Origin of the sequence: Roseibium denhamense, from assembly GCF_009711415.1 — a bacterium.
GTDB classification, from domain to species: Bacteria; Pseudomonadota; Alphaproteobacteria; order Rhizobiales; family Stappiaceae; genus Roseibium; species Roseibium denhamense.
On record NZ_SMLZ01000107.1, the window covers coordinates 131,855 to 149,746 of the forward strand.

The 17,892-nt window shown below is 57.0% G+C and carries 16 protein-coding genes; 9 read left to right on the plus strand and 7 right to left on the minus strand.

Annotation, left to right across the window (positions count from 1 at the left end):
* Nucleotides 1-41: 41 nt before the first annotated feature.
* Together E1180_RS11090 and E1180_RS11095 are read left to right on the plus strand one after the other, a co-directional pair.
* Complete coding sequence (locus E1180_RS11090; protein WP_155191241.1) at nucleotides 42-974, plus strand: EF-hand domain-containing protein; 933 nt, start codon at nucleotides 42-44, stop codon at nucleotides 972-974.
* A 183-nt stretch (nucleotides 975-1,157) separates the two neighbouring features.
* On the plus strand, nucleotides 1,158-2,147 hold the full coding sequence (locus tag E1180_RS11095) for a hypothetical protein (protein ID WP_155191242.1): 990 nt from the start codon (nucleotides 1,158-1,160) through the stop codon (nucleotides 2,145-2,147).
* A 7-nt stretch (nucleotides 2,148-2,154) separates the two neighbouring features.
* On the opposite strand, the gene E1180_RS11100 is transcribed toward E1180_RS11095, so the two are convergent.
* A complete protein-coding gene (locus tag E1180_RS11100; RefSeq protein ID WP_155191243.1) occupies nucleotides 2,155-2,754 on the minus strand; it encodes a YceI family protein in 600 nt (199 codons plus the stop codon).
* A gap of 615 nt (nucleotides 2,755-3,369) precedes the next feature.
* On the opposite strand from E1180_RS11100, the gene E1180_RS11105 reads away from it, so the two are divergent.
* Genes E1180_RS11105 through E1180_RS22450 form a run of 3 tightly spaced genes read left to right on the plus strand, consistent with a single transcriptional unit; the run spans nucleotide 3,370 to nucleotide 5,067 of the window.
* A complete protein-coding gene (locus E1180_RS11105; protein WP_155191244.1) occupies nucleotides 3,370-4,500 on the plus strand; it encodes a type III PLP-dependent enzyme in 1,131 nt (376 codons plus the stop codon).
* An 11-nt stretch (nucleotides 4,501-4,511) separates the two neighbouring features.
* A complete protein-coding gene (locus E1180_RS22445; RefSeq protein ID WP_244314035.1) occupies nucleotides 4,512-4,850 on the plus strand; it encodes a GNAT family N-acetyltransferase in 339 nt (112 codons plus the stop codon).
* Nucleotides 4,825-5,067 carry a hypothetical protein gene (locus E1180_RS22450; RefSeq protein WP_244314036.1) on the plus strand — a complete coding sequence of 81 codons (243 nt, stop codon included), beginning with the start codon at nucleotides 4,825-4,827 and terminating at the stop codon, nucleotides 5,065-5,067. Before E1180_RS22445 ends, E1180_RS22450 begins: the two co-directional genes overlap by 26 nt.
* A 22-nt stretch (nucleotides 5,068-5,089) precedes the next feature.
* Here E1180_RS22450 and E1180_RS11115 read toward each other — a convergent pair whose 3' ends face one another.
* The 3 genes from E1180_RS11115 to E1180_RS11125 all read right to left on the minus strand — a co-directional run bounded on the left by E1180_RS11115 (nucleotide 5,090) and on the right by E1180_RS11125 (nucleotide 9,660).
* Entirely contained in the window at nucleotides 5,090-6,901 is a 1,812-nt protein-coding gene (locus E1180_RS11115) for an adenylate/guanylate cyclase domain-containing protein (protein WP_155191245.1), read from the minus strand.
* Between the two features lie 44 nt (nucleotides 6,902-6,945).
* Nucleotides 6,946-7,941 (minus strand): hypothetical protein, encoded by a 996-nt coding sequence (locus tag E1180_RS11120; RefSeq protein WP_155191246.1) that lies wholly within the window; start codon nucleotides 7,939-7,941, stop codon nucleotides 6,946-6,948.
* A 180-nt stretch (nucleotides 7,942-8,121) separates the two neighbouring features.
* Complete coding sequence (locus E1180_RS11125) at nucleotides 8,122-9,660, minus strand: SulP family inorganic anion transporter (protein ID WP_155191309.1); 1,539 nt, start codon at nucleotides 9,658-9,660, stop codon at nucleotides 8,122-8,124.
* A gap of 386 nt (nucleotides 9,661-10,046) precedes the next feature.
* Between E1180_RS11125 and E1180_RS11130 the strand changes: the two genes are divergently transcribed.
* Nucleotides 10,047-10,769, plus strand: a complete 723-nt coding sequence (locus E1180_RS11130; protein WP_155191247.1) for a transporter substrate-binding domain-containing protein — start codon at nucleotides 10,047-10,049, stop codon at nucleotides 10,767-10,769.
* 184 nt (nucleotides 10,770-10,953) lie between these two features.
* Entirely contained in the window at nucleotides 10,954-11,700 is a 747-nt protein-coding gene (locus E1180_RS11135; RefSeq protein ID WP_208997077.1) for a substrate-binding periplasmic protein, read from the plus strand.
* A 12-nt stretch (nucleotides 11,701-11,712) separates the two neighbouring features.
* Here the strand turns inward: E1180_RS11135 and E1180_RS11140 are convergent, their stop codons facing one another.
* The gene (locus tag E1180_RS11140; protein WP_155191248.1) at nucleotides 11,713-13,083 is read right to left on the minus strand and encodes an adenylate/guanylate cyclase domain-containing protein; all 1,371 of its coding nucleotides are present in this window, start codon (nucleotides 13,081-13,083) and stop codon (nucleotides 11,713-11,715) included.
* Nucleotides 13,084-13,173: 90 nt separating this feature from the next.
* A complete protein-coding gene (locus tag E1180_RS11145; RefSeq protein ID WP_155191249.1) occupies nucleotides 13,174-14,958 on the minus strand; it encodes an SPFH domain-containing protein in 1,785 nt (594 codons plus the stop codon).
* A gap of 202 nt (nucleotides 14,959-15,160) precedes the next feature.
* On the opposite strand from E1180_RS11145, the gene E1180_RS11150 reads away from it, so the two are divergent.
* The gene (locus E1180_RS11150; RefSeq protein ID WP_155191250.1) at nucleotides 15,161-16,339 is read left to right on the plus strand and encodes an aminotransferase; all 1,179 of its coding nucleotides are present in this window, start codon (nucleotides 15,161-15,163) and stop codon (nucleotides 16,337-16,339) included.
* Nucleotides 16,340-16,375: 36 nt separating this feature from the next.
* On the plus strand, nucleotides 16,376-17,404 hold the full coding sequence (locus E1180_RS11155; RefSeq protein ID WP_155191251.1) for an asparaginase: 1,029 nt from the start codon (nucleotides 16,376-16,378) through the stop codon (nucleotides 17,402-17,404).
* Here the strand turns inward: E1180_RS11155 and E1180_RS11160 are convergent.
* Nucleotides 17,401-17,880 carry a GNAT family N-acetyltransferase gene (locus E1180_RS11160; protein ID WP_208997078.1) on the minus strand — a complete coding sequence of 160 codons (480 nt, stop codon included), beginning with the start codon at nucleotides 17,878-17,880 and terminating at the stop codon, nucleotides 17,401-17,403. The genes E1180_RS11155 and E1180_RS11160 overlap by 4 nt on opposite strands.
* Between the last annotated feature and the right edge of the window lie 12 nt (nucleotides 17,881-17,892).

Here is a 17,892-nt window from a genome sequence, read left to right on the forward strand (position 1 = left end):
CTCCTACCTTCCAGTCATCGACAAACGAAGGAGTTGTTGGAATGAAACCGTTCAAGAAAATTGCAATCGCTGCTCTGGCTGCAAGTGTCGCAGGCACTGCGCTCATGGCAGGTGTCCCGGCCTCCGCCCAGAACGGCGGTGCAGATAGGGACGGGGGGCAGAATGTTCAACAGACTGATCAGCTGCGTATGGCTCATAAAAAAGGCCGTGGAGACGACAGCTGGGGCCGCGGACATGGCCGGGGCGGTTCTGAACGCGTTGAGAGGCTGTTCGAGCGCTTCGACGCGGATCAGGACGGCTCGATCACGGCCGCTGAGATCGAAAGCGTGCGATCTGACGCCTTTACTTCTGCAGATACCGATGGCGATGGGGTCATTACGCTCGATGAGTTCAAGGCAGAGTTCCTGAACCGATCCAATGACCGGATGATCCGGGCCTTCCAGCGCATGGACCGCGATGGCGACGGAACGATCACACAGGCTGAAGCCGATGCTGCTGCGAACCGCATGTTCAACCGTCTGGACCGGGACGGTAACGGGATCGTTGAATCCGTCCGCTCTGCGGGTGGTGAGGATCGCGGTGAGCGCCGCGGCCGGCGCGGTGGACAGGGCGCCATGTTCATGGGGTTGTTCGATGCAGACGGAAATGGATCGGTCAGCCGCGAGGAGTTTGATGCAAAACGCGCCGAGTTGTTTGCACTGGCCGATACATCAGGGTCCGGGTCCTTCACGCTGGAAGAGTTCGGCCCGCTGTGGACAGCGTTAAACGAGCAGCGGATCGTCAAGATGTTCCAGCGCGCCGATGCGGACGGAAGTCTTGGCCTCACAGCTGAGGAACATGGACGCCAGGCCGATCACCTGATGGAGCGGGCTGACCGCAACAAGGACGGTGTCATCAGCAAAGCCGATTTTTCCCGCAGCGGAAAAGGCAAACATGGCGGCCACGGCAAAGGCGGGGATCACAAGCGCGGCTAATGCTTGCCGCGCCTGGCGAAAAAGCCGGAGCGCTGTACGATCTCTGGGCATCCCCTGTCTTAATCCCGGAGATCACCTTGAGGGAGCTGCCCTGCAGCTCCCTTTTTTGTTCGACTATCTCCCGTTACGGGATCGCAACACTTTTGGGCGAGGCTGACAATGACAAGCGAGCGCGGGGGACCCATGGCCAAGCCAACTCTGAAAGACTTTGTTGCTGCGAAGATTTCGGCGGGGGAGAGGATTGAGGATGATGATGTCCTCACCCTGAGACGATACATCTATGGCGATATGGTTGTGTCGGCCGATGAGGCCTCAGCGCTATTTCGTTTGAACAACGCCAAACTGCCGGCAACTGACAGCTGGCACCACCTTTTCCCTGAGGCCATTGGCGACATATTGGTCAATCAGGTGCGCCCCGAAGGGTATGTCTCGGAGGAAAACGCTGCCTGGCTTATCGGTCAGGTCACTGCGGATGGCCATATCTGCACGGCCAACGAACTGGAAGCGGTGCTCAAGGTTCTGGAGAAGGCACGTCAAGCGCCGGCAAGCCTGGAACAATTCGCTCTGCAAACCGTTGCCTCGTCTGTGATCAGCGGCGACGGACCGACCCGGCATGGCAAGGCCCTTAAGCCCGGCGTGATATCTGACGCCGAAGTTGAACTGCTGCGCCGTGTTCTGTATGCGGGCGCCGGATGCGGCGGGATCGCTGTTTCGAAAGCAGAAGCCGAAGTGCTATTCGACCTCAACGATGCGACCATTGAAGCTGAGAATTCACCGGCCTGGTCGGAATTATTTGCAAAAGCCGTTGCGAATTACATGATGGCCATGTCCGGCTACACGCCGCCGCCCCGCGACGTGGCGCTTGCGAGAGAAGACTGGCTTGCCCAGCCTGGCGGCTTTCAGGGGGGGATTGCAGGTTTCTTCAAATCCATGTTTGGCGGCGGACCAGATGAAGCCGTATCTTCAGATCCGTTCGCGGACCGCGGCGCTGCCATGAGCGCGGAAATTGCCGCCAATGAAGTCGTGACTGCTGTAGAGGCCGGTTGGCTGATTGACCGGATCGGCCGGGATGGGCTTTTGCACGAAAACGAGAAAGCGCTGTTGCGCTTCATCCAGCAGGAGAGCCCGGACATTCATCCGGCTCTCAGACCGTTGATGGACCGGGCGCTATAGCGGGGAGTTATTCAACCCGCATCGCTTCGGTCTCGATGGTTATCCGGACATCATCGCCGACGAAGCCGTTCTCCACGGCATACATCATTCCGAAATCGCTGCGTTTCACTGTGCCGGTTGCACTGATGCCGAGCGTGAACCGGCTGTGCCCGAACGGATAGTCGGCCGCCTTGTTCAAGGTGACATCCAGCGTCACCGGCTTGGTGACCCCAAGAAGCGTCAAATCACCCGTAACCGTGCCAGAGGTTTCGCTTTCGGGCGATGCGCTGACACCTGTAAACGTCATGACGGGATAGGTTTCGACGTTCAGAAAATCAGCGTTTTTGACGTGGTTGTCCCGCGCTTCATTGAAGGATTCCACGCTGGCTGTCTGGACTGTCACCGAAAGGTCCGACAGTTCCTGTGTTTCCATGTCATAGGTGAATGTGCCGTCAAACTCGAGAAACAAGCCGAGCGTATCTGCGTATCCGAGGTGGTCGACCATGAACGAGATCGTTGTGTGTTCCGGATCCAGTTCATATTGGTGCGGCTCCGCTGCCGCCGTCAGTGTATACAAGGGAAGGGCGAGACCAGCCAGAAGAAACGGCAAGCTTTGACGTGGCAGCATGGAGATCCTCATGGGTTGCACTTGGAGCGGTGTTCCTAGGTTGTGGATGTAATGCTCTTCGCGGGCACGGCAAGCACATCTCACAAAGCGGCGGTTCATTCCGCGCAGCTGCGGGTTTACCAAGTGGCAGATAAGCAAAAATTTCCTGTTGCACCTGATGGCAAATCGGCGCATATACTCCGTGCCCAAATTCGCACGTGCCCGTGGTCGTTCATGGGGTTTCACTGAAATCTCTTAAGGGGTAGCTGCCGCAAAAAACCGCCAAGGGGCGGGGCAGTAAATCCGGACGGCTTAAAGCAACGACGTAAGAGGGCCCTTTTGGTCTCTGCCGGGGTTTCCAACCTCCGGGGTAACAGAAGAGGCACTTGTTACATCCTTGCCCGACGTGCGGTTCGGTCTTCCCGATCCAATCAACGGCATCCCGACGCGGGAAAGCTCTGCGATCGCTGCATATTTGGCAGACGCATAGCCCAACCGTCGCTGTTATGAAGCATCCGCCCTCCGGTTCCATCCCGGGGCGAGACGGGCGCACATATGCAGCATCCTGCGACGTGACACTGCAGCGTCCAAGCCACTTTGAGGGCCTGCAGCCAGATTTGAGAGGGGGCTTCCCCAATGAGCGACCGTATCCGCGAATTCCTGCGCCGCCGTGACGAAGACGGACCTTGTGTTGTTGTTGACCTTGATATCGTCCGTGACAATTTCGAGGCCTTCGCAAAGTCCTTGCCGGACACCTCCGTCTATTACGCAGTCAAAGCCAACCCGGCTCCGGAAATCCTGTCGCTTTTGGAAACCCTTGGCTCGTCGTTCGATTGCGCCTCAGTCGGCGAAATCGAGATGGTTCTGGCAACTGGCGCCTCGGCTGACCGCATTTCCTATGGCAACACCATCAAGAAGGAGAAGGACATTGCGCGAGCATACCAACACGGTGTCCGTCTTTTCGCCGTCGACTGCGTCGAAGAAGTGGAAAAAATCGCCCGCGTTGCCCCTGGCGCCCGCGTCTTCTGCCGTGTCCTGTGCGACGGCGTCGGCGCAGAATGGCCGCTCTCCCGCAAATTCGGATGTGACCCTGCAATGGCCCCGGATGTGCTCGAACATGCCCACCGGCTCGGCCTCCAGGCCTATGGCGTCTCCTTCCATGTCGGCTCTCAGCAAGCCAACCTCTCAGCGTGGGATTTCGCTCTCGCCATGGCAGCCGGCGTCTTCCAAGAAATGGCGCTTCGCGGCATCGAACTGAAGATGGTCAATATGGGTGGCGGGTTCCCGACCCGCTATCTGAAAGACGTTCCAGGTGTTCCGACCTATGGCGAGGCGATCTTCGGAGCATTGAAAAAGCACTTCGGCAACCGGTTGCCGTCGACCATCATCGAGCCGGGCCGCGGTATGGTCGGCAACGCCGGCATGATCGAAGCCGAAGTGGTTCTGATTTCGAAAAAGTCTGATGCCGATGAAGTGCGCTGGGTCTATCTGGACATCGGTATGTTCAACGGTCTCGCCGAAACAATGGACGAGGCAATCCGCTATCCGATCAAGACCGGTCACGACGGAGACGTAACGGCTCCTTGCGTGTTGGCCGGACCGACCTGCGACAGTGTCGACGTTCTATATGAAAAGACGCCATATGAGCTGCCAGTGAGCCTTTCCATTGGGGACAAGGTACTCATCGAGGCAACCGGTGCCTATACAACGACCTATTCGTCCGTCGGCTTCAACGGTTTCGCGCCTCTGGCGTCCTACGTCATCTGAGGCATCGATCCATGATCGACATTGTGGACGAGGCGCTGGAGCATGCCAGCGCCCGGGAGCGCCTGCTTGACGCAAGCTTTGGACCTGACCGGCGGCTGAAGACATCGGAACGCCTTCGGACAGGCCGCCTTCCTGTCTTTGCATTCGCGGCCTTGGACGAGACCGGAATGCTGGTCGGGACGGTCCGGCTTTGGTCTGTTGCCGATCCGAACGGACGTCAAACCTTGTTGCTGGGGCCTTTGGCGGTTGCGCAGGGGTGCCGGGGGCAAAAGGTTGGTGACCGTCTGATGCGCCATGCGCTGAACCAGGCGGTTATCCACGGACATGGATCGGTTATTCTTGTCGGTTGATGCGCCTTATTATGCCCGCTTCGGATTTGAACCGGACAAACTCGGCAAGGTCGAACTGCCTGGGCCGGTGGACTATGGCCGGTTTCTAGGGATCGAGCTCTCACCAGGGCATCTGGCTCCGCTCAAGGGTGAGCTGTCTGCCAATGGCTGCCTGGATTCGGTTCATGTATCCCATCCAACGGGCGGTACCATGCCGGTTTTCAGGCGCGCGCAATAGCCGTCAACCTGGCAACGGTCTATCATTCGCTCAGGCGGATGACTTCAACCGGCTCGGTCCGCCCCTTCACATGGTGCGGACCGATCTCCTGGCGGCCAAAGGTCTCTGGCAAGCCTTCCTCGACTTCCTTTGAAGCCAGAATGATGACCTCGGCAGAGGGATCAATCTCTTTTCCGAGGCTTTCCAGCCGTGCCGCGACGTTCACCGTGTCGCCAATGACCGTATAGTTGACCCGTTCTGGGGCCCCGATATCGCCAACAACAAGCGGTCCGACATGGATTCCGACGCGGATACGGACGGGCGGCTTTCCATTTTGCCTGCGGATCAAATTGTCGGCGCGCACTGCTGCCGAGATTGCAACGGCCGCCTTTGCTGCTGGAACGGCTGGAGCATCAAGGGTTTCCGGAGCCCCCCAAAAAGCCATGACCGCATCACCAATATACTTGTCGATCGTGCCGTTTTGCCGGGTGATCTCCGCTCCGATCAAAGAGAGGTGGTGATTTACAAAGGCGGCTGTTTCACTTGCCGTCATTCCTTCTGAAACGGCGGTGTAGCCGGCAATATCCGTGAACAGCACGGCAACATCCCGCTCCTCCGGCGGGCTCTCGGTTCGTCCCTCCGTCATAAGCCGTTTCACCAGCGACGTTGGAACATAGCGGTTGAAGGCCGCAAGCCCCCCGACCATCGCATTGAACCCGGTGGCGAGATCGTCCAGCTCCCGGATCCTGCTTTTGGGAAGCGGCTTGACGGTGCCAAGATTGAGCCGCGCAACGTCCTTTGCTGAAGTGGCAGCTCTTTGGATTGGCAGAGCAATTCGGCGCGCGAGAACAACCGAGCCGATTAGCGACATCAGCAGCAGGGCGGTTGCAATCGCAAGCGCGACAAAGAGCTGGTGCACGGGCTGGTCAAGGAACTCTGCAGGAAAATGAACGCCGATCCGGACCGGGAGGCCCTTGAGCTCTTCATTCTTGCGTTCGACAATCAAGAAGCGTTTCTCATCATCGCTGGTGTAGCCCGACATCAGGTCGAGGTCTTGGGCAATGTCAAAGAGATGGCTCTGCTCGTCCCGCAAATCGTGAAACCCGGCGAGAAAATCATCCGGGGCATTGGAGACGCCGATCAAGGGTGTGTCTGCACTCAGATCCTCGTATTTTTCGTGAAGATCGGGATGCGCAATGATTTCCGTTGAACCTTCCCGCATCAGAAAAACGGTGATGTCATCCGTTGATATGTACCAGGTGATGTCGGACATCCGATGGAGCGACATGCCTATGAAGGCGGCGCCGGATGGCTTACCTTTTTGGCGCAAAGGACGCACATAGACAAAATAGGTGTGGTTCCGCTCTGCCAGATAAATCGGATCGCTCCAGAACGGTGTTTCGTCCTGTTCCGCCTGCTTCAGTAGGGTCGCGAATTGCGGAAGGTCTTTTGGAATATCGATATCCCCTCCTTCAAACCGTCCATCAGCGTCGCCGCGGTCGACTTCGATACCTTTGCCTTCGCTGTTAACGACACTGATGAAGGAGACCTGTTCCATGGGCGCGAGCGCACCGAACAGATAGGCCTCGATATCTGCGCTGTCGGCTGGGTCAATGGTATTGCGGTCCAGGGCATTCGCCGTGTAGTCGCCGGTGACGATGACCGCATGGAGTTGTTCGATGAATGCGGTTTCCGCGCCATCCATGCCCAGGTCGACCAGATCGCCGCCCATGCGCCGGATGATCTCTTCCATGGTGACTGTTTGTACCATCAGCACCAGGGCGGCTGTGACCACGACGAATGCGCCGATGGTGCTGGCAAGCGTTGGGGTGATGCGAAGATTGAGCCGGTTCATGGGCTCACTCTTAGCATACAAGGGCGGTTTGTAACCGGGTCCAGTTATGTGACCGCGAATACGTCCGAACCGTAGATGCGCAAACGGCTGATAAGGCTCTCGATACTGCTGAGGCGGGTTTCGATGTTGGACTGAGCTGAGCTTAGTAGCCTTGTCGTATTTTGAACTTCACTTTGGCTCATTTCGACCTCCGCATTGTGCATCTGTGCAAATGCGTTCTCTAACGAGAGCGCCGTCTTGTTGAGCTTCACGGTCTCTATGAGGTCCATGTCGTACTTCTTCATGTTGAACGCACCAACTTTGATGCCGACATCCATAGCAGTCACTGCCAGTGCGAATGGCTTTATTGAAAACTCAGCCGTTCCATTCAGTGTGAACACGCCTCCATAATTGAACTCCGTCTTCAATCCGCCGGTTGTGAGGTGCTTGTATCCTTCGACAATCGATGTCGATTTGCCGATAACTTTCGAGTACTTGTTGCCATGGATTGTATCTGCGGCCTCGTTAGCGATGATCTTGTCTTCGTTTTCAATGCGTTGAATGAGTGTTCCGCTTCCATTTCCGGCGGACAACACGATGTCGCGCCCCGGCCCGCTTTCGATCGTGACTTCGCCCAATTCGGAGCGGATCGAGATATCGTCTTCGACTGCAAGCGTGTAGTTGCCGTCGACATCGTCGTGCTTGTCGCCGAGCACCTGAGTATACATCCGCTCGCCCGCCTTGATCAGCACCCTGCCGTCGCAGGACATCAATATGCCCTTGCTTCCCTGTGTGCCGCCAGCTGCCTGATCGAGAGCCTCCTGGCGCGATCTGGAATCAGCAATGTGTTCCAATGGGTAATAGTTATCCTGGTCCTGTGCCGGATTTTGAGAATCGGCCTGATCTGCGGCGGTTTCTTCCACATCGGAAAACTCACCCAGCCTCAGGAAAGCACCGAGTTTGTTATCGTTGGCTGTGTTCTGGTCTTCGCCGCCGGTCTTGGGGACATAGAAATAGACACTGCTGCCCGAGTAATGATTTTTGTTCTCGCCAATCGGCATGTCCGGCCTCTTACCCAATTCACTTCAGGAGAGAATTGATAAGGTGTGTAAATAGTATTTGCAACTTTTAGATGATTTTCCTCTTAGCGCCACCGTTCGGCGCCACTGGAATTGGAGTTAAAAAAACCGCGATCCAACGGACCGCGGTTTTTATCAAATGACGGGCGTTCCAATTGCGTGTCAGACCGCTTTTCCGGGCTCATCAAACTTGTGGCCATAGTCCACGGCAATTTCATAATCGGGATCTTCAAGAACCGAGACTTCGACGAGATTGCCCGCCTTTGCCAAGAGCTTCTGGCAATCAGGGGAAAGGTGCCGTAGGTGGAGCCGTTTTCCGGCGGCCTCATACTTGGAGGCCAGTGCGTCGATTGCTTCAAGGCCTGAATGATCCACCACGCGGCTGTCAATAAAGTCGATGACAACATCGTCCGGGTCTTCTTGCGGGTTAAAGAGATCCGCAAAGCCGGTGGTCGATCCGAAGAAAAGCGGGCCTGACAACCGATAGACCTTCCAGCCTTCCTTGCTTGTTCCGATCCGGCTGCGGATCCGGCTTGCCGCGTTCCAGGCATAGGCGAGCGCCGAAATAATCACACCGACGACAACCGCAACGGCTAGGTCCGCATAAACGGTAACGCCGGTCACTATGATCATGACGAGCGCATCTGTCAGCGGGATCTTGTGCATGATCTTCAAGCTGGTCCAGGCAAAGGTTCCGATCACGACCATGAACATGACGCCAACCAAGGCTGCGACAGGGATCTGCGCGATCAGCGGGGAGGCAACCATGATAAATGACAGGAGGAAGAGCGCTGCGGAAATCCCGGACAGACGGGTTCTGGCCCCCGATTTCACGTTGATCATGGACTGGCCGATCATGGCGCAGCCGCCCATGCCGCCGAAGAAGCCTGTCACAACGTTGGCTGTGCCCTGCGCCAGACACTCTTTCGAGGCACCGCCCTTGGTGTTGGTCATGTCCGCTACGAGGTTAAGCGTTAGCAGAGACTCGATCAGGCCAATAGCGGCCAGGATGATGGCGTAGGGCAGAATAATCTCGAGAGTCTCAAAATTCAGCGGGACCATCGGGATATGGAACTGCGGCAAACCGCCGGAGATATCCGCAAGGTTGCCAACAGACCTTGTGTCGAGATTGAATCCGAGAGCGAGGGCCGACACCACAAGAATGCCTGCCAAAGGTGCCGGGAAGGCTGTTGTCAGTTTTGGCAGGAACCAGATGACGGCCATCGTCAATGCGACCAGGCCAAGCATCAGATAGAGCTGGGAACCACTCATCCAAGTCAGCCCGCCAGCGCCGTCGTCCACCTTGAATTGACCCATCTGGGCCAGGAAGATCACGATTGCCAGTCCGTTCACGAAGCCGAGCATCACCGGGTGCGGCACCATCCGGATGAATTTACCCCAGCGGAGAACACCCACCAGAAGCTGGATCAGGCCCATCAATACGACGGTCGCAAACAGATACTCAACGCCGTGCTGGGCAACGAGAGACACCATGACCACTGCCAAGGCGCCGGTCGCACCGGAAATCATGCCGGGCCGGCCACCGATGCAGGCGGTAATCAGGCCGACGAAAAAGGCTGCGTAGAGGCCAACCAACGGATTGACGCCAGCGACAAATGCAAAGGCGACCGCCTCCGGCACAAGGGCGAGGGCGACCGTCAGGCCGGCGAGAAGTTCTGTTTTGATGCGGGCGGCGTCCATTTTGGTCGAATGGACGGAAGCGGCCGCTTCCGGGCGTGCGGACACGTCTGTCTCCAGATCTTGTTCTTGGGTTTATCGCCTGCGCCTCGTACACATCCACGTGAGTTTGACCCAGATCACTCCGGGCGGTTCTATCTGAATTGCGGCACTGCAGCAAGGATACTGTTGGAATACCAGCCATGAATGCTCTGCAATCTTCGACGGGTCTGTATGAAGGCGTCTCAAGTAAATCAAAAGTTTTTATATTTGTATTTTCGCGCAATAATTGTGAAAATTAAAATAATCACTGCGTAGTGTTTTTATCTTAACTCAGTTTTGAAAGTGTCTATCTATACTAATCGGATTAAAATAACGAATAGCGGTCCGGTTGGGAGGATAGTAACGTCATGCGTCGTTGGGTGTTCGCAATCGGTTTGCTTCTTTGGCCATCCGTCTTGCTGCCGGTGAAAGCGGCCGAACCCCTAAAATTCTCAACCATTCAAGATTCCACCGTATCTGCTGTTGCGGCGGCGATTGTATCGCGGGCCTATGAGGCCCTTGGGATTGGCATAGAGATCTATCCAACCTCGGGCACACGGGCCATAACGCTTGCGGTCAAAGGGGCGGTAGACGGGGACTTGGTGCGTATTTCGGCCGTGCCCGAAAAACATCCCGTGCTGATCCCTATTGAGATCCCTGGCTTTGCCCTAGAAGGTGCCATTTTCGTGCGCAGGCAAGATGCCGGCCGCTTTGAGCGTGGCTTACCTCACGACGCCTATGTCGGTTACCAGAAAGGGGTCATTCTTTCGGAACGGATTGCCAAGTCATTTGAGAACACATGGGCTGGTGAGACTGAACGTGAGTTGTTTGTGATGCTGCAGGAAAGACGCCTGGATGCGGTGATCAGCGACACCATTGATGGCACACTCCTTGTCGCACAACTTTGCGCGCATAATCTTGTTGCGCTGGGCGGTTCGGTCGAGGCCGTACAGTTCTACCACCTGTTACATGAACGCAATAAGGGCTTGGCACCGCAAGTCGGCGGAGCCCTGAAACGCCTTTATGAAACCGGTGAAACCAAGCAGATTATCCAGTCTGAGCTTTCGAGTAAAAAAGCGGTCTGTGGCTAGAAGGTTTGAGTTGATTTTCGGAAAAATTACCTGCTCCGAAGTCCAGGGTGATTTGCATGCATACATCTTTTGATTTGTATTCATGGTGACGAAGTAAACGTTGGAGATTTGTAATAATTCACTATGTTTCCCGGTTCAGGTCCATGCATTAATATACGTGAGGTTCTGATTTGGAGGCACAATAGTGCGTGGAATTGTTAAGCAGTGCACTGTTGTCCTGGGGTTTTTGATAGCTGTTCCGGCTGCAGCAGAACCGCTTAAACTTGCGACCGATGAATGGCCGCCCTTTCGAATTTCGGGCGAAAGCGGATTGACCGGCCTCGATATTGATTTTATGCAGGCAGTCGCAAAACGCGTATCGGGCGATCTTGAAGTCGTCCAAATGCCATGGGGGCGGGCGCTGACCTCCATGCAGAACGGGTCCGCGGATGTGATGAGCGGACTTGCCTACCGGGATGAGCGGGCAGAGTTCATTTCATATACCGACACGCCCTACTACAACTGCACAACTGCATTCTACGCCCGCCAAGGCGAAGGCCAGGGGATCAAAACCTATGAGGATTTGCAGAATGTGCCGGTCGGTTACGTTCTGCACTCGGCGTACTTCGACCGGTTTGACAATGATACCGCGCTTTACAAGGTCGGTGTCGCGCAGGAGAGCACTTTGCTTGACATGCTCGTGCACGGCCGGATCCCTCTCATGATCGGGACAGACTGTCAGGTTGACTACATCATCCAGCGCGAAGGGCTGTCCGCTCAGATCGAAGAGGTCCCCTACAATCCGGGCAACTCTGTCGACCTGTTTCTCGGCGTTTCAAAGAGATCTCCTTGGGCGGAGGATATGGACCGCTTCAACGAAGTCGTCCGGGAGCTGATTGCTGAAGGCTTCGTATCGCAGTCTGCGGAGATGTATTACGGTCCTGAAAGCTGACGCCAACACAAGTTACCGCCGTTCAGCGTTTCGTAATGCCCAAACAGGCCAGCTGCCTGGGAGGCCCTTCAACGGATGGCTTCCGGCAGCTTCAAGCTCAGGGGCTGTTGCTTTGTTCATCACAGCTTCATCTGCGATGATTGATGCACCAAGTGTCTTTCCCAGCGCCTCGAGCCGGGCAGCCCGGTTTACCGTCTCGCCATAGACGGTAAAGGCCTGGCGGTCCGATGATCCGACGCTGCCAGCGGCCAGTGGCCCACCGGCCAGGCCTACCCTTAAAGAAAAGCCTTCCGCACGGGCGTGACCGACAAGGTCGCGGGCGCACTGAAGCGCGGCTGTTTCCGGCTCATCAATTGATATCGGTGTGTTGAACGTTGCCAGCAATCCATCCCCGGTGAAGAGGATGACAACACCGTTGCATGCGGACACACTGCTGGCTGCCAGGTCCAGGAAACGGTTCAGGCGGCTGATGACTTCAGTTGGCGGTTTCCCGGCGGCGTAGTCCGAGAATCCGGCGATATCCGCGATCAGCACGACGCCATGCACTCCTTGCGGGCCCATTGCTTGCGTGTCGTTTACAAGGCGCAGTGCAACGGCTTCGGGAACGTATTTTCCCAAGATGCTTGTCGCCCGCTCACGGGCAGCTTGTTCATCCTGGCGGGCTTGTTCTGCGCGTAACTGCGAGAAGAAGACCTGCCGCGCCCTGTAAACCGCAAGCGCCAGAATGGCTGAGGCCAGGAAAGCCATTCCAGCTTCCCCAACCCGGTTGCCTGTTCCGGCAAACTCCACGGACAAGAACAGGGTTTCGTAATCGGCCGTGGTCGGATTGTCTGGAAAATCCCGCCATTCCAGGCGGCGCGGCATATCCTGAAGCACCCACCAGTAGGCTGTGAACCAGCCAAAGACGGCAACACATCCGCTCCACAGGACCAGCCGCCAGGACAAGGAGAGACAGGCCATTGCGATGAGCGGAAACAGGAGGTGAATGCCATAGGCCCGGAATGCCATGATTTGCGGAATGTCCTGACCCTGGCGCAAAGGCACAAGTGCGAACGCGGCACATACGGCAAGAATATCAATGGTGTAGATCGTGTACTTCAACCACCATCTGTCGAGCCGGGTACCGATTAAAAAATAGGTCGCCACGCCATAGAGGGTCAGACCCGTCAAAATACCGGCCGCAGCGGATGATACGGCTGCGCCAATCAAAAAATTCGCGGTAATCCAGTAGGCTGCAGTCACTCCAATCACAGCCGTCCGGCAGAGAATGGCGAGTTTCAGGCCCGCGCGTTCCGCCGTTTCAAGACGGGATAGCTCATGGTCATTGGTGTCGTCCCGGCGGGACCGGCTGGCATCGGCTTCAAACTGCGTGACCTCTGGCAAATGGCCTCCGTTTCCAATGATCGATCAGGTGCTTGCCTTCTCGAGAATAGGGGCGGTGCCGAGTTTGTCGATACCGGACATCCCCGGTCGTCACTGACCCTGCGGCCGAATGGCACCCGCCGCTGGAGACTGCCCGCCAATGCTGGCGCCCAGAAGGGCCGCAGCGCCTGCAAGGCCGGCGCCGTCTCCTCCGACAACCGTGTTGGGAACGAGTTTGCCCACCAAGCCGACCAGTTCCGGTTTACGCTCCAAAGATGTCAGCAGCTTTTCAAGCGCTTGAAGAAGTGCCACGCGGTCCTGTCCGAGAACATCTACCTGGGCACGCTGGCCGCGTGCCAGCTCCTCCAGATACTGCCGCTCCGCCCGGCCAAGCGCTGCCCGCTCCTGTTCCCGCTGGTTGGCCACTTGAACAGCGATCTGTGCTTCAACGAGGCGCGGCTGCTCATCGGCTGTCGACCGGGCTTGTTCTGTTTCTATCCGCTTTTGCTGCGCATCCGTTTCCCGCTCGTATGCGGTTGATAACTGGTCGGCCAGTTGAACCCGCAGGCGGGACACAAGCAGTTCCGGCGGGATTGCCGGTTCGCCCAGGCGTATTTCGCGGATGTCGACACCGGCCTTGTTGCCCTCCACCTTGATCTGCTGCTCGATGGTCTGTTCGAGGGCGTCGCGGTTTTCGATCAAATCGAGCACACGGGTTGGGCGCACAGTGAAACTTGGGGGATCGGCCAAAGTCCCGTCCGGGTTCTTGTCCTGAACGCGGATGGAGGCCCCGGCGACGTTCCTCACAATCGACCGTATGGCCGGCGTCAGGATCCTGTTTTCGATTTCGCCCAGACCGCCGACAGATCCGACAACTACCGGTGCATTGTCGGGATCGACCTGGACGAGTGCGCGCAGCTCCAACGGAATATCCCAGCCTTCAACCTTGACGAAGACGGCGCGGTCTGCGGCATCCTCCGGCACGCCTTCCTGCACCGAACGCTCGTTTTGCTGGATGTTGCCTTGCTGGTCGACGGACAGGTCGATAATCCGCTTTGTATAGCCGCCCTTGTATTCCCAGGTTTGAACCCGTGTATCGACCAATGTCACTTCATATGCCTGGCGGTTCAGGTAGTAGGCGCCGGGGAACAGAGGGTCTTTCCAAATGCCGACGCAGCCCCGCGGAACCAGCGGAACGGTGAGCGCCTCGCGCGAGGCGGTGGAGGCAGAGACTTCCTCCTCCACGCAGTTGATACCGGGCTGGCTCACATTCGATTTGACTACGCCGACATGACCGGCCGGGATAATGGTCGCTGCTGTGTTTTCATCCAGGCGCACATCGAACAGATAGCGGTTCAGGCGGTACTGACCCGGCTTCAAAACGGTTTCTTGTGGCCCGCGGAGACCGCTTAGGGTCAGGAAACTTTCTGCTTTCAGCATCTCGCCCACTTCTGCGTCCGGGATCGCAGGGGCCATGAACATGCCTGATGGCATGGCACTGCCGTCAAGGGCGGTGAGCTGGCCATAATAGCCTTCCGGAATGGTTACGACCTCCCATTCCTCAAAGTCATAAAGGACTCGGACCAGCGGAATGAAATGAAAGCCTGGGCCGAGGATTTCCGCTTGCGGCCCTTTTTCGCCTTCCAAAGCGATAATGCGGCCTTCCGGGAGCTCGTTGAAGGCATAGATGCGCTTCAGGTGGCCAACGCTATTGGCATCGACCAGCACGAAAGATGTCGACAGCAGCATAAAGCCGCCGATGGCGATCAGGACAGATCCGACAAGGCGCCCACCGAGGATCCGGACAATGCGTGGCCCCGCTGCCGGTGTGCCGCCGCGAAGAAAAGCTCCGGCTCCTATTACGATCGCCACAAGGCCGATAATTACACCGAGCATCACACGTCTCCCGAAAGCTGCGTCAAGACCTTATCAGAGTGTCTTCCGATAGGTGAGTCAAACAACAGAGCGATGACGATTGGAGCTGTATACTTGCGGTTCCGGTTAATCCGGCCATGGTTTGGCAAAAACACTCGACGGCTAAACGCCGGGAGATTAGAAAAGCTGATTGAACCGCCGAAAAGAGCGCTCGGGAGGACTTATGAAGCCGACCAATCCGGTATTCACCGGTATCAACACAACCGTGTTTGAGACGATGTCGCGCCTTGCCATGGCACATGGCGCTGTCAATTTGGGCCAGGGATTTCCGGATGTTGATGGTCCGGAGGATATCAGGCAAGTCGCGGCTGATGCCCTGATGGAGGGGCCGAACCAGTACCCGCCGATGCTGGGTTTACCGGACCTCCGTGCTGCCGTTGCCGAAGCCAATAAGCGGTTTTACGGCCTGGATATTGATCCCAACCGGAATGTTCTGATTACGTCTGGGGCGACCGAGGCGCTTGCCGACAGTCTTTTCGCACTGGTCGAGCCTGGCGACGAAGTGGTCCTGATCGAGCCGCTGTACGATTGCTATCTTCCTTTGGTCAAACAGGCTGGAGGGGTGCCGGTTACTGTGCGGGTCACGCCGCCGGACTGGCAGCTTGATGAGGCCGCATTGCGGGCAGCATTCTCATCGAAGACCAAAGCGATCCTGCTCAACAATCCGATGAACCCGACCGCGAAGGTATTTTCAGATGCCGAACTCGGTCTCATCGCTGAGCTCTGCAGGGCGCATGATGCCTATGCGATTTGCGACGAGGTCTACGAGCATCTTGTGTTTGATGGGCACCGGCACACCCCTCTAATGGCGTTTGAGGGCATGCGGGAGCGGACGCTGCGGATCGGTTCCGCCGGCAAGACTTTTTCACTCACCGGCTGGAAGGTTGGCTACATCACCGGGCCCGAAACGATGCTGGATGCGGTTTCCAAAGCCCATCAGTGGGTGACTTTTACAACCCCGCCGAACCTTCAAAAGGCGGTTGCCTACGGATTGCGCAAGGAGGACGCGTATTACGCTGGGCTGGCAGATGAGCTGATGCAAAAGCGTGACCGCATGGCCGCCGGGCTTCAGGCTCTCGGCTTTAACGTTCTTCCGTGTTCGGCGACCTATTTTCTAACCTGCGGGATCGACGGGCTTGGGCTCGGCGCGACCGATGTTGAAGCTTGCGAAACCTTGGTCCGGGACGCCGGGGTCGCGGCCGTGCCGGTTTCCGCCTTTTACGGCAGTGACGCGCCGACCGGTTATGTGCGCTTTTGCTTTTGCAAGCGTAATGAGGTCATCGATGAGGCTCTAACCAGGTTGGGCGCCTTTTTGACTGCGGCACATGCCGAATCCGCATAGGCTGACGCTACCTTTTACGATTCAAAGAGACCCTTCATGAGCAATCCTGCCCTAGTGGAAGTTATCCGAGGCAACGTTACCGAGAGCCTTCACCGTGGCAGCATTGCGATCGTCGATTCTTCCGGCAAAACGGTTTGGTCCATTGGTGATGTGGATGCACCGGTGTTTCCGCGGTCCGCGATCAAGGCTTTGCAGGCCTTGCCCGTCGTGGAATCAGGCGCTGCTGATGCACTAGACCTGACTGATGCCGAGGTTGCTTTGGCTTGCGCGTCTCACAATGGCGAAGAGGTTCATGCCAACGCCGCGCGCGTCGTGCTTTTGAAGGCCGGTTTGACCGAAGACGACCTTGAATGCGGTCCGCAATGGCCGCAGCGTATGGAGGACGCGGCAAAGCTCATTCTTGAAGATGAGACGCCCTGCGGCCTTCACAACAATTGCTCCGGCAAACACGCGGCGTTCCTCGGGCTTGCCAAGGTCATGGGCGTTCAGACCAAGGGATATGTGGACGGCGCGCATCCGGTCCAGCAGGAAATCCGCGCGGCTGTCGAGCAGATGACCGGCGCCGTGATGTCCGAAGACGCGTGCGGGGTCGATGGCTGTTCCATTCCCACTTATGCGGCCCCGCTCAAGAATTTTGCAAAGGCATTTGCCGCTTTCGGAACCGGGGAGGGACTGGAGCGGCTGCGGGCCGAGGCGTGCGAACGGATTTTCGATGCCTGCATCAACGATCCGTACATGGTCGCGGGCGCGGGGCGGCTATGCACGACGGTTATGGAAGGTTTCCGCGGCAGGGTCTTTGTCAAAACAGGTGCTGAAGGTGTTTTTTGTGCGTCCATCCCGGAGCTGGGATTTGGCATCGCCTTGAAGTGTGATGACGGCGCGACACGGGCCTCCGATGTCATGATGGCGACAATTCTCGAGGTGATGCTGGAGCTGAATGATGACGAGGCCCGGCTGCTGGACGGTTTGGTCAATCCGCCAATCCTGACCCGCAGGGGGATGCAAGCTGGTTGCATCCGCCCGCGCCAGGAGTTTTTGGCAGCGTTGAAATCCGCTTTGCCTTAATCGCGTTTTGAAAGGCTAGAAGCCGAAACAGGCTTTGTCATTGTGACCTTGTTGTCCTGACGTGATGTTTCTGTCCAGCCAAGCCGACTGTAAAGGTCAACGTTTTCCGGCATCCCCACATGTGTGGCAAGGTCTATGGACCGTGCGCCGTTCTCTGTGAGCCGGGCCTCGGCCGCCTTAATCAGCTGCTTGCCGATACCGCGGCCTGCAAAGACGGGATCAACGGCGAGATTCATGATGTGGCCTTTGGCTGTCCCGTCCAGCCCGCAAATGATACAGCCTTGAATGCTGGTGCCGGAGCATGCGACCAAAACAGTGTTCCGGGCTATGTCCTCTTTGATGCCGGAAGAAACGTCCGGTAAATCGGAAATGCGTTGTTTTACTGGTGCATAGGCAGCTTCAATACACTGTTTGATAGCGCCTGCATCTTGCAAAGTTGCCTGGCGAATGTCTGTGTCGGCGCGTACAGTTTTCATTGGAGTCTCATT

Coding starts and splice junctions, on each gene's coding strand:
- E1180_RS11090 (WP_155191241.1), top strand. CDS start 42: ATGAAACCGTTCAAGAAAATTGCAATCGCTGCTCTGGCTGCAAGTGTC.
- E1180_RS11095 (WP_155191242.1), top strand. CDS start 1,158: ATGGCCAAGCCAACTCTGAAAGACTTTGTTGCTGCGAAGATTTCGGCG.
- E1180_RS11100 (WP_155191243.1), bottom strand. CDS start 2,754: ATGCTGCCACGTCAAAGCTTGCCGTTTCTTCTGGCTGGTCTCGCCCTT.
- E1180_RS11105 (WP_155191244.1), top strand. CDS start 3,370: ATGAGCGACCGTATCCGCGAATTCCTGCGCCGCCGTGACGAAGACGGA.
- E1180_RS22445 (WP_244314035.1), top strand. CDS start 4,512: ATGATCGACATTGTGGACGAGGCGCTGGAGCATGCCAGCGCCCGGGAG.
- E1180_RS22450 (WP_244314036.1), top strand. CDS start 4,825: ATGGATCGGTTATTCTTGTCGGTTGATGCGCCTTATTATGCCCGCTTC.
- E1180_RS11115 (WP_155191245.1), bottom strand. CDS start 6,901: ATGAACCGGCTCAATCTTCGCATCACCCCAACGCTTGCCAGCACCATC.
- E1180_RS11120 (WP_155191246.1), bottom strand. CDS start 7,941: ATGCCGATTGGCGAGAACAAAAATCATTACTCGGGCAGCAGTGTCTAT.
- E1180_RS11125 (WP_155191309.1), bottom strand. CDS start 9,660: ATGGACGCCGCCCGCATCAAAACAGAACTTCTCGCCGGCCTGACGGTC.
- E1180_RS11130 (WP_155191247.1), top strand. CDS start 10,047: ATGCGTCGTTGGGTGTTCGCAATCGGTTTGCTTCTTTGGCCATCCGTC.
- E1180_RS11145 (WP_155191249.1), bottom strand. CDS start 14,958: ATGCTCGGTGTAATTATCGGCCTTGTGGCGATCGTAATAGGAGCCGGA.
- E1180_RS11150 (WP_155191250.1), top strand. CDS start 15,161: ATGAAGCCGACCAATCCGGTATTCACCGGTATCAACACAACCGTGTTT.
- E1180_RS11155 (WP_155191251.1), top strand. CDS start 16,376: ATGAGCAATCCTGCCCTAGTGGAAGTTATCCGAGGCAACGTTACCGAG.
- E1180_RS11160 (WP_208997078.1), bottom strand. CDS start 17,880: ATGAAAACTGTACGCGCCGACACAGACATTCGCCAGGCAACTTTGCAA.